This is a genomic window from Halovalidus salilacus (assembly GCF_031852275.1).
GTDB lineage: Archaea > Halobacteriota > Halobacteria > Halobacteriales > Natrialbaceae > Halovalidus > Halovalidus salilacus.
The window spans coordinates 217,593-232,262 of the sequence record NZ_CP134700.1; the positions used below are offsets into that span (position 1 = coordinate 217,593).

Annotated in this window: 12 protein-coding genes and 1 tRNA gene; 6 read left to right on the forward strand and 7 right to left on the reverse strand. The window is 67.3% G+C overall.

What is annotated here, in order from left to right:
* The first annotated feature begins 199 nt into the window (after positions 1-199).
* The 3 genes from RJT68_RS01080 (at position 200) to RJT68_RS01090 (ending at position 2,748) form a co-directional block, all read left to right on the forward strand.
* On the forward strand, positions 200-910 hold the full coding sequence (locus RJT68_RS01080) for an RAD55 family ATPase (RefSeq protein ID WP_407038538.1): 711 nt from the start codon (positions 200-202) through the stop codon (positions 908-910).
* Between the two features lie 10 nt (positions 911-920).
* Positions 921-1,703 (forward strand): hypothetical protein, encoded by a 783-nt coding sequence (locus RJT68_RS01085; RefSeq protein ID WP_407038539.1) that lies wholly within the window; start codon positions 921-923, stop codon positions 1,701-1,703.
* Positions 1,704-1,911: 208 nt separating this feature from the next.
* Positions 1,912-2,748 carry a DUF7504 family protein gene (locus RJT68_RS01090; RefSeq protein WP_407038540.1) on the forward strand — a complete coding sequence of 279 codons (837 nt, stop codon included), beginning with the start codon at positions 1,912-1,914 and terminating at the stop codon, positions 2,746-2,748.
* Positions 2,749-2,764: 16 nt separating this feature from the next.
* Here RJT68_RS01090 and RJT68_RS01095 read toward each other — a convergent pair whose 3' ends face one another.
* Complete coding sequence (locus RJT68_RS01095; protein WP_407038541.1) at positions 2,765-3,022, reverse strand: pro-sigmaK processing inhibitor BofA family protein; 258 nt, start codon at positions 3,020-3,022, stop codon at positions 2,765-2,767.
* Between the two features lie 85 nt (positions 3,023-3,107).
* Here RJT68_RS01095 and RJT68_RS01100 point away from each other — a divergent pair.
* The 3 genes from RJT68_RS01100 to RJT68_RS01110 all read left to right on the forward strand — a co-directional run bounded on the left by RJT68_RS01100 (position 3,108) and on the right by RJT68_RS01110 (position 7,989).
* Positions 3,108-3,180: transfer RNA gene (locus RJT68_RS01100), tRNA-Pro, on the forward strand.
* A 457-nt stretch (positions 3,181-3,637) separates the two neighbouring features.
* Positions 3,638-5,302 (forward strand): amidase, encoded by a 1,665-nt coding sequence (locus tag RJT68_RS01105; RefSeq protein WP_407038542.1) that lies wholly within the window; start codon positions 3,638-3,640, stop codon positions 5,300-5,302.
* Between the two features lie 584 nt (positions 5,303-5,886).
* A complete protein-coding gene (locus RJT68_RS01110) occupies positions 5,887-7,989 on the forward strand; it encodes a minichromosome maintenance protein MCM (protein WP_407038543.1) in 2,103 nt (700 codons plus the stop codon).
* A gap of 178 nt (positions 7,990-8,167) precedes the next feature.
* On the opposite strand, the gene RJT68_RS01115 is transcribed toward RJT68_RS01110, so the two are convergent.
* The 6 genes from RJT68_RS01115 to RJT68_RS01140 all read right to left on the reverse strand — a co-directional run bounded on the left by RJT68_RS01115 (position 8,168) and on the right by RJT68_RS01140 (position 14,659).
* A complete protein-coding gene (locus RJT68_RS01115; RefSeq protein WP_407038544.1) occupies positions 8,168-9,091 on the reverse strand; it encodes a transcription initiation factor IIB in 924 nt (307 codons plus the stop codon).
* Positions 9,092-9,186: 95 nt separating this feature from the next.
* Entirely contained in the window at positions 9,187-10,446 is a 1,260-nt protein-coding gene (thrC, locus tag RJT68_RS01120) for a threonine synthase (RefSeq protein WP_407038545.1), read from the reverse strand.
* A 133-nt stretch (positions 10,447-10,579) separates the two neighbouring features.
* Positions 10,580-11,530 carry an ornithine carbamoyltransferase gene (gene argF, locus RJT68_RS01125; protein ID WP_407038546.1) on the reverse strand — a complete coding sequence of 317 codons (951 nt, stop codon included), beginning with the start codon at positions 11,528-11,530 and terminating at the stop codon, positions 10,580-10,582.
* Positions 11,530-12,633, reverse strand: coding sequence for a [LysW]-lysine hydrolase (locus RJT68_RS01130; protein WP_407038547.1), 1,104 nt, complete (start codon positions 12,631-12,633; stop codon positions 11,530-11,532). The genes argF and RJT68_RS01130 overlap by 1 nt, the downstream gene beginning before the upstream one ends.
* 2 nt (positions 12,634-12,635) lie before the next feature.
* The gene (locus RJT68_RS01135) at positions 12,636-13,793 is read right to left on the reverse strand and encodes an aspartate aminotransferase family protein (RefSeq protein WP_407038548.1); all 1,158 of its coding nucleotides are present in this window, start codon (positions 13,791-13,793) and stop codon (positions 12,636-12,638) included.
* On the reverse strand, positions 13,790-14,659 hold the full coding sequence (locus RJT68_RS01140; RefSeq protein ID WP_407038549.1) for an acetylglutamate/acetylaminoadipate kinase: 870 nt from the start codon (positions 14,657-14,659) through the stop codon (positions 13,790-13,792). The genes RJT68_RS01135 and RJT68_RS01140 overlap by 4 nt, the downstream gene beginning before the upstream one ends.
* Between the last annotated feature and the right edge of the window lie 11 nt (positions 14,660-14,670).

The window sequence follows — 14,670 nt, forward strand, 5'->3', positions numbered from 1 at the left end:
CGCTCCCGTTCGGCTCGAGGGGTGCGCCGATTCGTGGGCGCCCCGACTCGAGGACCCTTTCGACTCGGAGTACGCTCAACTCGTGCTCCGATCGCGCCTCCTCCCTCCCGCCGTCCGATTTCTGACGAGCGTCGCGACCTGTACCGAATTCGGATCGTTGCCAGTGCCTATTTATCCGATCACGACCGTGGTTCCCTCAATGCGAGTTTCGACGGGCGTACCCGGCTTCGATACGTTGGTCAACGGGGGCCTCCTGAAAGACCGCCTGTACATCATCAGCGGCCCGCCGGGCAGCGGGAAGACGACCTTCTGCGCGCAGTTCGCGACCAAGGGCGCCATCGACGACGAGCGGACGCTCTACCTGAGCATGCACGAGACCCAGGAGGAACTGGTCAACGACATGTCGAGCTTCGAGTTCGGCTTCGAGAAGGCGATCGCCTCCGGCCAGGTCAAGTTCCTCAACGTCCTCGACGGCGACGCGCAGCGCCTCCTCTCCACCTCCTCGCGGGGCAGCCGGGACGTCTCCGCGAACATCGACAACTTCTCGAACAAGATCGTCTCCATCGTCGAGTCGAAGGGCGTCGACCGGCTGATCATCGACTCCACGATGCTGCTCGAGTACTACTTCTCGGACGACCTCGACGCGCTCGTCACGTTCCTGACGAAGCTCAAGCGGACCGACGCCACGGTGCTTCTGATCTCGGAGATGACCGACCCGACCTCCTACTCCGACGCCCACTACCTGGCCCACGGCGTCGTGTTCTTCCACAACTACCTCGAGGCCGGCGAGATGGTTCGGGGCATCCAGCTGATCAAGATGCGGGGGACGCCGATCGACTGCGACATCCGCGAGATCGAGTTCACCGACCGCGGCCTCCGGGTCGATCCGGAGACGAAAATCCACTCGTGAGTCCCTCGAGATGTACGAAGACACCTACGGAACCGACTGGGAGGAGATCGACGACCGCGAGGAGGCGGTGGAGCGGGCGTACGCGCTGGGTGTTGCCGCGCAACTGGGCGAACGCTACCCCGACGAGTTAGAGCGACTGGTCGACGCCGTTCCGACGACCTACGACCGGAGCTTCGTCGAACTCGCCTACCAGAAGGGCCGGGACGAGGCCCGCGCGCGCGCCGCCGACGTCGACACCGACGAGGAACTCTGGGAGGAACTCGTCGAACCGGAACCGATCGACGACCCCGAGACGTACGACGTGGGCCACGCCGAGTTCCCCGACTCGCTCGAGGGGTTCGACGTCGACACGCTCCCTCCCGACACCACCGAGGCGCTCAAACGACCGACGTTCATGGACCGCTTCGGCACCCGATCCAAACCCCCGTCGCCGGACCGGACCTCGCCGTTCGGACGCTCTCGAGCGGGTTCCCGTCGTGCCGACCGGTCGGCGGACGAGCGCGGATCGGCCAGCGGTCGCCCCGACGACCGTGACGCTCGTCGCGAAGGCGGGGGAACGCCGACCGAGGAGCGCGACGCCCCGTCCGACCGACCGTCCGATTCGACGGCCGCCGACTCGAGCGCGAACGCCGACCCCGAGTCGTCGGGGTCGGGGACGGCCTACGACGAAACTCGGACGAGCGACGCCGGAAACGGGGGCGGATCCGACCGCGAGAGCGGAACCGAACGCGGGAACGAACGGGAAACCGAGGAAGGAACGGGAACCGCCGATCGAACGGATACCGACTCGTAGACCCGCGTCTGGAGCGCAGTTCGTCGCCGCTCCCTCCGCGGCGGTCCCGTTCTCCCGGCCGTCCGACCGCGAGTCAGTGGCACCGCGGATCGCTCGATCGCCGGTCGTCGAGCGCCGCGGATCGTTCGACCGCCGTACTCGAGGGAATTAAGTCGGTCCGCTGAGAAGGGGCGCCAACGCACCCCGAATCCGGGGCGCACAGTCCCCCATGGAGCCGAACGCGAACGCGGACTCGTCCGAGCCGCTCGACGTCGAACCTCCGGCGAACGTCCTCCTGGTTCACCGTTCGGCGGATCCCCGCCCGGAGCCGACGGCCTGCCACGGACTCCGTCACGTCGACGGGCCGACCGCCGCGGTCGCCGTGACGTTCTCCGACGAACCGCCGGAGTGGCCGTACGCGGACGACCTCGAGCGCTTCGGCGTCGTCGCGGTGGGGGACGTGCTCGGCGCCGGCGACGGGCTCCCGGCGTACGACCGGGCGTTCGTGGTCGACCCGGTCGAGGACCCGACGGACCTCGCGGCGATCGGGATCGCGCTCAGCCGGTTCTGCGAGCACTGGTCCGACGACGACGACCACCGCCTCGTCGTCTGTTTCGACTCGCTCGATTCCCTCCTCGTCCACACCGATCCGGCGACGGTCTTCCAGTTCGCCCACGTGCTCGCGACCCGTCTCGAGCGGGTCGACGCCTACGCGCACTTCCACCTCGACACCTCGCGGGTGGAAAACCGGGTGGTCGCCACCTTCGGGACGCTCTTCGACGAGGTCGTCGCCGAGGACGGCTCGCCGGCGTCGATCCCGGAGGCGACCGACGACGAGGTCGCGACGGTGCTCGAGGAGTGGGACGACGGCGACGACGCGGACGACGGATCCGAGTTCGTCTTCGGCGTCACGACCGGCGCGCTCGACGACCTCGACCGGCAGATCGACGTCGCCATCGAGTCGGACCCCGCGTCGGAGACGGACGTCGACCCCGAGGCGGGCGAGTCGCCCGACTCGCTCACCGAGGCGACCGACGAGGACATCGCCGAGACGCTCGACGAGTGACTCGAGGCTGCGCCCGTCACGGCACGAACGCGACGCCGAACAGCGCCAGCAGGAGGACGACCAGCGACCCCGGGAATCCGCCGAGGGCGACGATCACGAGCGCGATCGGCGTGACGGCGACCTGAACGCCGAAGACGGCGTGTGCGAGAAACAGGACGAGCAGGCCGACGATCGCGTTGACGATGAGGGGCTTCGCCGCCCGGACGATCGTCGCGGCGACGAGCACGAATACGAGGGCGAGGACCAGCAGTGCGATCTCGAGTCCGGTGACCATGTGGACGCCCGCTACGACGGGGCCCGGGAAAACCGTTCGGCCGATAACGAAACGCTTTATGACGTCGGTGCGGAAGGAGGGGTACGGGATCGTGGGTTAGCTTGGTATACTTCGGGCCTTGGGTGCCCGTGACCTCGGTTCAAATCCGAGCGATCCCATATTGCTACTGCGAGCAACCTCGCGAGCAGCAGGAAGTGGACGAGCGAGGATTTGAATCAGGGAGTGGTGCGAAGCGGAACGACCGTGGTTCAAATCCGAGCGATCCCATTTTGCTACCGCGAACAACTCCGTGAGCCGCAACATTCGATCGACACGGAGTTGAGTAACGAACCCTCGAGTAGCCCTTCGATACTCGAACCGCTACTGCGAATACCGTTCTAATATCTACTTACGCGATTTGGATGTGATACGGTGTAATCGTGCAACCACTCGAGCGGGGTCTCCCCGAATCTCGTTCGAGCCGTTATGCCTCGAGGGGGCCGTATCGGACGTGTACACTGAGACTGACCGCAATAGCGCCGAGAGGCCCGACTCGAGGTGGACGATAGCTTTCGGATGTAAACGGATCAAACATTACCAAGACTACTTTTTACCGGTGTCGATGACGGCTTCCAGATGACTGATAATCACGGTCACGCTGACGGACGACGATCTCACAGCCGACGCGGTTACCTCGGGGCGCTGCTCGGGGGCGGCGCGGCGGTCCTCGGAGGCGGACGGGTCGGCGCGGTCGGTGAGGACGAGACGAACGAGAAGTACAAACGAAAACGGGGCGAGAAGGCTGGCGGAACGTCGACCGACGACTTCGTCTTCGAACCGACGACGGTCGTCGCCGAGCGAATCCGAGAGGGAGAGCTCTCGCCGGTGGAAGTCGTCGACGCCTTCCTCGAGCGGATCGACGAGCGAGACGACGAACTGAACGCGTTCATCACGCTGATCCCGGAGCGCGCTCGAGCCGAGGCGAAGCAAGCGGAACGGGCGCTCGAGCGCGGGGACGACGTCGGGCCGCTGCACGGAGTCCCGTTCGCGATCAAGGATCGCCAGCGGCTCGAGGGCGTCCGCTTCACCGACGGGTTCCTCGCACTCGAGGACAACGTCGCCGAGGAGACGGATCCGGAGGTGCAGGCGTTCCTCGACGCCGGAGCGATCCCCGTCGGAAAGACGAACACGCCCGAGGGCGGCTACATGGGGAAGACCGACAACCTGCTCATCGGGCCGACGCCGACGCCGTTCGACCTCGAGTTGAACGCCGGGGGCTCCTCCGGCGGGAGCGCCGCCGCGGTCGCCGACGCGATGTTGCCGTTCGCGACGGGCACCGACGGGGCCGGCTCGATTCGTATCCCCGCCTCGTTCACCAATACCTACGGACTCTTTCCGCGGATCGACGATCCCGGGGAGTTCGGGACCGGCAACACGTACTTCCAGCCGAGCGTGTCGACCAGGACCGTCGCCGACGCCGCACTCACGCTGTCGGCGATGTACGAGTACGACGGGACCGAGGAGTTGCGAACGGACTATCGGGCCGCGCTCACCGACGACGTCGACGGTCTCTCGATCGGGTACGACCCCGGGTTGAGCACCTACCCGGTCGACCGACGCGTCCGGGACGTCGTGGACGAAGCGGTCGGAACGATCACCGAGGAAGGGGCGACCGTCGAATCGACCGAGGTCGACCTCGGGCAGTCCTACGAGGAGTTTATCGACGCCGTCTGGATCGTCTGGACCACCTCGTACGCGGAACTGGCGCAGAACCACATGGAGGAACACGGCATCGACGTACTGGGCGAAGATCGGGACCTGTACCCCGATCCGCTGCTCGACATCATCGAAACCGGCTTCGCGTACCGCGAGGACGGCGAGATCCGCGACGACGCACTCGCAAAGACGATCGAGGCGCGCTCGAGGGCGTACGCGGGCCTGCAAGCGGCGCTCGAGGAGTACGACCTCGTCGCCACCGCGACGTTGTCGGTGCCGCCGTTCCCGAACGACGTGCTCGGCCCGACCGAGGTCGACGGGGTCGACGTCCACCCAGTCGTCGGCTGGCTCATCACGACCGTCTGTAACATGACCGGCCATCCTGCGGCGTCCGTCCCGGCCGGACTCACCGCTGACGGCGCGCCGGTCGGGCTCCAGCTCATCGGTCCGTCGCACGACGATCGAACGATCGTCGCCGCGAGCGCCGCCTACGAGCGAGTGAACCCGTGGCACGACGACCATCCCCGACCCTCGAGCGAGGTCGCCGAAGAACGAGGAGATCACCGGAGGGAGACGGGCCACTAACCGCCCGTTTTCGAGGTGGGACGTCGGCGTGAGATCGGGAACGCCCCCGGACGCCCGACGACTCGGCCGAACGAGACAGCAGTTCGTTCCGCGTGCGTTCCAGGAAACGGCAAACTGTTTATGGGGAACAGTTACGTCGGTGTTTCGCATACTCCTCGAGTGGCCACGAACCGTGGCCCGGGAATACAGGACTGCGGCGTGAAGGCCTCTGACTGGTGTCATCCACGCGTGCACGTGCTGTCACACATCGCCGCCGATTCGATACCGTACTGTCTCTGCCTCGAGGCGGCAACCGGGACGCGTCCCCGGACGCCGACGGGGGCGTCCCCTTTCGTGCGTGTGGATCTCGCTCATTCCAACACATATTGGGGGAAGCTACAGGGACCGGGACGTTGACGGTGAGAGTGGCGCGTCGTCCGGCTCGGAACGCAGGGAATGCGGCGAGCGTGTGAGTCCGAACGGCGATCCACCCCCTCGACGCCCTGAATCGAGTCTCGGTCCGCCGGTGACGCACGCGGTCTTCCCGACCACTTCCGGTGCGGTATACGACCATTTATACCCGATGACGCCCCTATCACAGTGCAATGGCGCAAGCGGGAAACGCGGAACTCGTCGACGCGTTCGAGCAGTTCTTCCGTAACTACTACGACAACGAGATCAAGCAGCTTGCGCAGCGATACCCCAACGAACAGCGCTCGCTCTCCATCGACTGGGACGACCTCTACCGGTTCGATCCCGACCTGGCGGACGACTACCTCGAGCACCCCGAACAGCTCCAGGCCTACGCCGAGGAGGCCCTCCGCCTCTACGACCTCCCGATCGACGTGAGTCTCGGCCAGGCTCACGTCCGCATCCGCAACCTCCCGGACACCGAGTCGCCCGAAATCCGGGAGATCCGCGCCGGGCACATGAACAAACTCGTGCAGGTCCGTGGCATCGTCCGCAAGGCCACCGACGTCCGCCCGAAGATCGAGGAGGCCGCCTTCGAGTGCCAGCTCTGTGGCACCCTCACGCGCATCCCACAGTCGACCGGCGATTTCCAGGAACCCCACGAGTGCCAGGGTTGTGAGCGCCAGGGCCCTTTCCGCGTCAACTTCGACCAGTCCGAGTTCGTCGACTCCCAGAAACTGCGCATCCAGGAGAGTCCCGAGGGACTGCGCGGCGGCGAGACCCCCCAGTCGCTCGACGTCAACATCGAGGACGACATCACCGGCGAGGTCACCCCGGGCGACCACGTCTCCGCCGTCGGCGTCCTCCGCCTCGAGCAGCAGGGCAACCAGCAGGAGAAATCCCCCATCTTCGACTTCTACATGGAGGGGATGTCCGTCGACGTCGACGAGGAGCAGTTCGAGGACATGGACATCACCGACGAGGACAAACAGGAGATCGTCCGCCTCTCCGACTCCGAGGACATCTACGAGCGGATGGTCGGCTCGATCGCCCCCGCGATCTACGGCTACGACGAGGAGAAACTCGCGATGATCCTCCAGCTCTTCTCCGGCGTGACCAAGCAGTTGCCCGACGGCTCGAGGATCCGCGGGGACCTGCACATGCTCCTGATCGGTGATCCTGGTACTGGTAAATCGCAGATGCTGGGGTACATCCAGAACATCGCGCCAAGATCCGTCTACACCTCCGGGAAGGGCAGCTCCAGCGCCGGCCTCACGGCCGCGGCGGTACGCGACGACTTCGGCGACGGCCAGCAGTGGACCCTCGAGGCCGGTGCACTCGTCCTCGCCGACCAGGGAATCGCGGCAGTTGACGAACTTGATAAAATGAGGCCGGAGGACCGGTCGGCTATGCACGAGGCACTTGAACAGCAGAAAATTTCGGTTTCCAAAGCCGGGATCAACGCCACCCTCAAATCCCGCTGTTCGCTGCTGGGCGCGGCGAACCCCAAGTACGGTCGGTTCGACCAGTACGAGCCGATCGCCGAGCAGATCGAACTCGAGCCCGCGCTTATCTCCCGATTCGACCTGATCTTCACGGTGACGGACAAGCCGGACGAGGAGAAGGATCGCAACCTGGCGGAGCACATCCTGAACACGAACTACGCGGGCGAGTTGACGACCCAGCGCGAGCACATTACCTCCCTCGACGTCTCGACCGAGGAGATCGAGCAGATGACCGAGAAGGTCGATCCGGTGATCGACGCCGAGTTGTTGCGAAAGTACATCGCCTACGCCAAGCAGAACTGCCACCCGCGGATGACCGAGGAGGCCCGGGAGGCGATCCGGGACTTCTACGTCGACCTCCGGTCGAAGGGGACCGACGAGGACGCCGCAGTGCCGGTGACGGCCCGAAAACTCGAGGGGCTGGTCCGCCTCTCGGAGGCGAGCGCTCGCGTCCGTCTCTCGGATACGGTCGAGATCGAGGACGCGGAACGCGTGATCGACATCGTCCACTCGTGCCTGCAGGACATCGGGGTCGACCCCGAGACGGGCGAGTTCGACGCGGACATCGTGGAGGCGGGGACGTCGAAGTCCCAACGCGACCGGATCAAGAACATCAAGCAGCTCATCAGCGACGTCGAACAGGAGTACGACGACGGCGCGCCGATCGACATCGTGCTCGAGCGGGCCGCCGAGATCGGGATGGACCAGTCGAAGGCCGAACACGAGATCGAGAAGCTCAAGCAGAAGGGGGAGGTCTACGAGCCGAGCACGGACCACCTCCGGACGACGTAGAGGCGAGAGGCAACCTCGATCTGTGCCGCTCCGGCCGCACGACGTTCCGGTGGGAGAACGCTCGAGTGCTGAGCGGAGCGCATCGCTTCGATACCCGAGTGACGAATTCGAGACCCGGCGCCGTTGCTACTCGCCTCCGAACGCGTTCGGGATGGAATGCAGCGTCGGCTCGTCGTACTTAAAGCTCCTCGAGTACGCAGACGGTCGATCGGATCGTCACGGGGGAGACGCCGGCGACCTCGGCTGCGGCGGTCTGAGTCAGATCGTCGACGTTCTCGCCTCGCGTATCGTCGCCGCCGTCGGTGGCCGCGTCGGGTTCGGCCGCTCGGACTGCGGCGGCGTACAGGCAGGCCGCGGCGACGCCGCTCGGGTTTCGGCCGCCGATCAGCCCCTCCTCGAGGAGGGTTTCGACGTACTCCCGGGCTCTGCGCTCGACGTCGGCGTCGAGCCCGAGTTTCGACGCGTACCGCGGGAGGTACTGGGTCGGGTCGATCGGACCCGTTGGCAATCCGAGGTCGCGGTTGAGCGCGTCGTAGGCGACTTTGAGTTCGCCGTCGCTCGCGCGGGCGACGGTGGTGATCTCCCCGAGGGTCCGCGGGATCGAGAGGGTTCGACAGATCGCGTACACCGAGGCGGCGGCGAAGCCCTCGATCGAACGCCCTCGAAGGAGATCTTCGGACTGGGCTGATTCGAAGAGCGTGCAGGCCTGTTCGCGGGCGGTGGCGGGAAGGGTGAGTTCCGAGACGATCCGCTTGATTTCGGTGAAGCCGTAGACCTGGTTCCGATCGGCTTTCGAGGAGATCCGCGCCCGGTTGTGTTCTCGACGCATTCGCGCGAGTTGCCGTCGTTTCCGTCCGGTCAATCGGGAGCGAGTTCCGTAGCCAATCTCGGTCGAGAGCCCGCGGTCGTGTCTCGAGCGGGTCAGGGGGGCCCCGGTTCGGCGCCGGTCGAGTTCGTCGTCGAACGATCGCCACTCGGGACCGGGGTCGATCGCATCCTCCGAGGTGACGAGTCCACACCGTTCGCAGACGGTTTCGGTCCCTGTGATCCGCAGTCGTCCGTCGCACTCCGGACAACGTCCTGTTGAATTGGTATCTGCCATTACCGTTGTTCCCTCACTGTCCCGTTTCGCGCGATTATATTTAAAACATACGCGGCGAGATAAATGCGACTGCGGTCGATTGTCGACCGTCGCGATTACTGCTCGAGGTGGTCGAGAACACCCGCAGTTTCGCCGGGAACCGGTTCGGGGTCGACGCCGGCGGCAGCGGCGGCGTCGGGGTCTTTGAGCAGGTGGCCGGTGGTAAGGCAGGCGACGCGTTCGTCGTCGCTCACGACGCCCTCGGCGCGGAGTTCCCTGAGGCCGGCGACGGAAGCGGCGGAAGCGGGTTCGACGCCGATGCCCTCCTCGGCGAGGTCGCGCTGGGCGGCCGTGATCTCCTCGTCGCTGACGGCGACGGCGGTGCCGCCGGTCTCCCGGATCCCCGGGAGGGCCTTGGGCGCGTTCACCGGGTTGCCGATCCTGATCGCGGTCGCCCGGGTCTCGACCTCGTCCCAGCGTCGGACCTCGTCGGCGCCGTTCTCGATGGCTTCGACCATCGGGGCCGCCCCCTCGGCCTGCACGCCGGTTAGTTTGGGTACGTCGTCGACCTCGAGTTCACCCGCCTGGACGAGTTCGCGGAACGCCTTGTACAGCGCCGAGGTGTTGCCCGCGTTGCCGACCGGGAGGACGATCCGATCGGGGACCTCGCCGTAATCGGCCAGGAACGCCTCGAGGATCTCGAGGCCGATGGTCTTCTGCCCCTCGAGGCGGAAGGGGTTGAGCGAGTTGAGCAGGTAGGCCTCGCCACCCTCGGCGAGGTCCTGGACGATGTCGAGGCAGGTGTCGAAGTTCCCCTCGACTTCCAGTATTCGGGCCCCGTGGAGGCTCGCCTGGGCGATCTTACCGGCGGCGACCTTACCTGCCGGGAGGAGGACGAGCGTCTCCATCCCGCCGCGGGAGCCGTAGGCGGCCAGCGCGGCGCTCGTGTTCCCGGTGGAGGCGCAGGCGAGGCGGTCGGCTCCCAGTTCCTTCGCGACGGCGACGCCGACGGTCATTCCGCGATCCTTGAACGAGCCGGTGGGGTTCATCCCCTCGTGTTTGATCCGCAGGGCCTCGACGCCGACGTCGGCCTCGAGTCGGGGAACCTCGTACAGCGGCGTCGCCCCCTCCTGGATCGAGACGCCCGACTCGAGGGGGAGGGCCGCCGCGTAGCGCCAGACGCCGGTTCCGGAAAAGTCGTCGAACGTCGGCAGGTCGGCGTAGCGCACCTCGAGCAGGCCGTCGCACGAATCGCAGGTGTAGCAGATCTCCTCGAAGGGGGCGAACGTGTCGCCGCAGGCGATGCACTCGAGCCAGACGCCGTCGACGGCGTCCGCGGGTTCGGCCGGCTGCGCGGCGGAGAGGCTGAGACTCATTGTCAGCCGAGAGGGTCGGTGAGGGGAAAAAGGACGTGGATTCCGCGGCGCGACTTCGTCGGTTCCGATCTCAGCGCTGGGGCTGTCGGGATCGAGCGACGGTGTCAGAAATGCGGAATCGAGCGTCGGAGGATCACTCGAGCAGCCAGCTCAACAGCGCCTTCTGCGCGTGCAGCCGGTTCTCCGCCTGGTCGAAGACGATCGAGCGCTCGCTCTCGAGGACGTCGTCCGTAATCTCCTCGCCGCGGTGGGCGGGCAGACAGTGCATCACGGAGGCGTCGTCGGCGTGCTCGAGGAGGTCGGAACAGACCTGGAAGCCCTCGAAGTCGTCCGTACGGACGTCGCGCTCGTCCTCCTGGCCCATGCTGATCCAGACGTCGGTGTAGATGACGTCGGCGCCGGTGGCGGCCTCGACGGGATCGTTCGTGATCGTCGGATCGCCGCCGAGGTCGCGGGCGCGCTCGAGCACGTCGTCGTCGATCTCGTACCCCGCCGGCGTGGCGACCCTCAGGTCGACGTCCGTGAGGGCGCAGCCGAGGGCGAACGACTGGGCGACGTTGTTCCCGTCGCCGATCCAGGCCGCCGAAACATCCTCGAAGCCGCCCTCGTGCTCGCGGATCGTCAACAGGTCGGCGAGCGTCTGGCAGGGGTGGGCGTCGTCGGTGAGGCCGTTGACGACCGGCACCGAGGAGTACTCGGCGAGCACCTCGATGTTCTCGTGTTTGAACACCCGGGCCATCACCGCGTCGACGTAGCGCGAGAGCGTCCGCGCGGTGTCCTTCAGCGGCTCACCCCGGCCTAGCTGGATGTCGTCGGCGCCGAGGAAGATGGCGTGGCCGCCCAGCTGGGTCATCCCCGTCTCGAAGGAGACGCGGGTGCGCGTGCTCGGCTTCTGGAAGATCATTCCGAGCGTCTGCCCCTCGAGGTCCGCGTGCTCCTCGCCCGCGCGTTGGGCGCGCTTGTACGCGGCCGCGAGGTCGAGAACCTCCTCGAGTTCGGTCGCCGAGAGGTCGTCGACGTCGGTGAGGTGGCGGAGGCCGGCCGCCCCCGCGTTCGCATCCGTCCCGTCGTCCGTGCGGGCCATCAGTCGTCACCCCGCAGGTCGAGCGCGACGCGCGCTAAGATCTCGACGGAGCGGTCGAACTCGGAGAGCGAGAGGCGCTCGTCGGGCGCGTGGTCGAGTTCGGAGTTGCCGGGGCCGTAGGTGACCATCGGGCAATCCCACTCGCGGGCGTAGAGGTTCATGTCGCTGGTGCCGGTCTTGCGCAGCAGGCGGGGCTCGCCGCCTTCCTTCCGGATCGCCGCGCGGAACGCCCGCGCGACCTCCGTTCGGGGGCTCATCATGACCGGCGGGATGGGCTCGGCCCACGAGACCGTCCCGACCTCGAGTTCCGCCTCGGCCGTCTCTCGAACCGTGTCCGCGTCGAGCGACGGCGGGATCCGCAGTTGCACGTCGAGGGTGGCTTCGACCGAGAGGCCGTCCTCGCTGATACCGGCGTCGACGTCGACGGGTTTGGCGGTGACGCGCTCGAAGACGGGGTGGTACTCGTCGTTGGCGAACGCCTCCTCGACGGCGGTCCACCAGGTGGTGGCGTGCTGGATGGCGTTGGGTTCGGGTCTCGAGGTGTGGCCGGATTCGCTGGTCGCCACGTAGGTGCCCGCGAGGAACCCGCGGTAGCCGAGCGTGATGCCCGTCGCGCCCGAGGGCTCGCCGTTGACGACGGCCTCCGGAACGTCGTCGCGATCCTCTACGAGGTGGCGCGCGCCGCGGGAGTTGGTCTCCTCGCCGACGACGCCGACGAAGGAGACGCCCGTTCGGACGGCCGCAGCTGCCATCGCCGCGAGCGGCCCGGTCGCGTCCACGCTGCCGCGCCCCCAGAGGACGTCCTCGCCCACCTCGGCGACCGACCCGTCCTCGTCGTCGTCCGCCTCCCTGACCTCGACCGGGATCTCGCCCGGCACGGTGTCGACGTGAGAGGTCAACAGGACGGAATCGTCAGCCGGGGCGCGAACGTTGCCGACTTCGTCGATCCAGACTTCACGGCCGTGGGCCTCGAAGAACTCGGCGAGTCGGGCCGCGGCCTCCTCCTCCTCGCCCGACGGCGAGGGGATCGACACGAGGTCGACCAGCAGTTCGCGGGCCTCCTCGAGCGAGACGTCGCTCGTGTCGCTCATGGTCGCGTTCATGGTTACCTGGACTCCGTTTCGGCTTCGGGCGCGAGGACGCCCTCGAGCGCCTCGACGAGTCGGTCGGCGTGCGATTCCTCGAGCACCAGCGGCGGCAGGAGCCGCACGACGGTTCGGCCGGCCGGCAGCGCCAGAATCTGGTGGTCGAGCGCGAGGTCGCGGGCGACGCGGTTCGCCCCCCGCTTCACCTCGACGCCGACGAGTAAGCCCTCGCCGCGGATCTCGCGGACGTGGTCGCCGACGGCCGCCTCGAGTTCGTCGACGAGGTAGTCGCCGACCTGGGCGGCGTGGGCGGGCACCTCATCCTCGACGAGCGTCGAGATCGTCGCGTGGACCGCCGCGGCGACGACGGGGCCGCCGCTGAACGTGGCGTTGTGCGAGGCCGCGCCGTCGGCGATCCAGTCGCGGACCGCGATCGCGCCGACTGGCAGGCCGTTACCCAGCCCCTTCGCCGTCGTGAGTACGTCGGGCGTGACGCCCGCGTGCTGGCAGGCCCACATCTCGCCCGTGCGACCCATGCCGGTCTGGACCTCGTCGAGGACGAGCGCCGCGCCCGCCTCGTCGGTGAGGTCGCGTGCCGCCTCGAGGTAGCCCGCGGGCGGGACGTTGATCCCGCCCTCGCCCTGGATCGGCTCGAGGATCACGGCGGCGGTCTCGTCGTCGACGGCGTCGGCGAGTTCCTCCGCGTCGCCGTAGGGGACGAACTCGACGTCGCCGGCCAGGGGCTCGTAGGGCTTCTTGTACTTGTCCTTCCAGGTGGCCGCGAGCGACCCCATCGTCCGTCCGTGGAACGAGCGGGTCGCGGCGACGATCTTCGAATTTCCGGTCGCGGAGCGAGCGAACTTCAGCGCGGCCTCGTTGGCCTCGGTCCCGGAGTTGCAGAACCACGCCCCCTCGAGTCCGTCGGGCGTCGCCGCGACGAGCGCGGCGTAGGCGTCCTCGCGCGCCTGGACGGGGTACGAGGAGTCGACGAACGTCAGATCACCGACCTGTTCTTGCACCGCGTCGACGACCGCGGGGTGAGAGTGACCCAGCGGCGTACAGGCGTAACTCGCGCCGGCGTCGAGGTACTCGGTGCCGTCGGTGGCGTAGAGGAACGGTCCCTCGCCGCGCTCGATGGCGATGGGCTTGCCGCCGGAGACGAAGTCGAGGTCGCTCACTGCTCGGCCACCTCCGCTTCCTCGTTCTCGTCGTCGCCCTCGAGTGCGCCGGGTTCGATCGTCGTCCCGTCGCCCGCGAGCGCGCTCGAGATGGGCTCGTCGGCGTTCGCGTCGGCCACGACGACCGATGTCGCGCCGCCCTCGAGCGCCTCCCGAGCGGCCATCACCTTCTTCGTCATGAACCCTTCCGCGGCGTCTTTGACGACCCCGAACTCCTCGACCGTCGAGGCGGACTCGATCCGCGTCGACTCGTCGTCGGGGTCCTCGTAGACGCCCGAGACGTCGGTCAGGAGCACGAGGTCGGCGTCGATCGCGCCGGCGATCGCTGCCGCCGCACGGTCGGCGTCGGCGTTGACGGCCGTGTAGCCGCCGTCGCGCTCCGCGCCGAGCATCGGGACGGAGACGACGGGGACGTAGGTCGGGAGAAGCGTCTCGAGCAGGTCCGCGTTGACGGACTCGATCTTGCCCGAGTGGTCGCCGCGCTTGATCTTCTTCTTGCCGTCCTCGAGCACCCTGACCGCGGACTTGCGCTTGCCCTCGAGGAGCTTTCCGTCGGTGCCGGTCAGTCCCACCGCGTTAACGCCGAGGTTCTGCAGGCTCTCGACGAGGTCGGTGTTGAGCTTGCCCGGCATGACCATCTTGAAGACGTCCATGGTGCGCTCGTCGGTGAACCGCCCGACGACGCCGCCGGGGGTCTCGACGTAGGTGGGCTCCTCGCCGAGTTCCTCGAGCGTCTCGTCGACGGCGGTCGACCCGCCGTGGGTGAGGACGACCTCCTCGCCCGCCTCGACGAGGCTCGCGACGTCCGCGAGCGCGCCCTTCGGATCGACGGCTCGAGCGCCGCCGATCTTTACCACGACGGTCACGCGAGCCACCT

Excerpts from the sequence above, each read along its gene's own strand:
- thrC (WP_407038545.1), bottom strand. The coding sequence starts at position 10,446 with ATGAGTCTCAGCCTCTCCGCCGCGCAGCCGGCCGAACCCGCGGACGCC.
- RJT68_RS01080 (WP_407038538.1), top strand. The coding sequence starts at position 200 with ATGCGAGTTTCGACGGGCGTACCCGGCTTCGATACGTTGGTCAACGGG.
- RJT68_RS01110 (WP_407038543.1), top strand. The coding sequence starts at position 5,887 with ATGGCGCAAGCGGGAAACGCGGAACTCGTCGACGCGTTCGAGCAGTTC.
- RJT68_RS01115 (WP_407038544.1), bottom strand. The coding sequence starts at position 9,091 with ATGGCAGATACCAATTCAACAGGACGTTGTCCGGAGTGCGACGGACGA.
- RJT68_RS01130 (WP_407038547.1), bottom strand. The coding sequence starts at position 12,633 with ATGAACGCGACCATGAGCGACACGAGCGACGTCTCGCTCGAGGAGGCC.
- RJT68_RS01090 (WP_407038540.1), top strand. The coding sequence starts at position 1,912 with ATGGAGCCGAACGCGAACGCGGACTCGTCCGAGCCGCTCGACGTCGAA.
- argF (WP_407038546.1), bottom strand. The coding sequence starts at position 11,530 with ATGGCCCGCACGGACGACGGGACGGATGCGAACGCGGGGGCGGCCGGC.
- RJT68_RS01095 (WP_407038541.1), bottom strand. The coding sequence starts at position 3,022 with ATGGTCACCGGACTCGAGATCGCACTGCTGGTCCTCGCCCTCGTATTC.
- RJT68_RS01085 (WP_407038539.1), top strand. The coding sequence starts at position 921 with ATGTACGAAGACACCTACGGAACCGACTGGGAGGAGATCGACGACCGC.
- RJT68_RS01105 (WP_407038542.1), top strand. The coding sequence starts at position 3,638 with ATGACTGATAATCACGGTCACGCTGACGGACGACGATCTCACAGCCGA.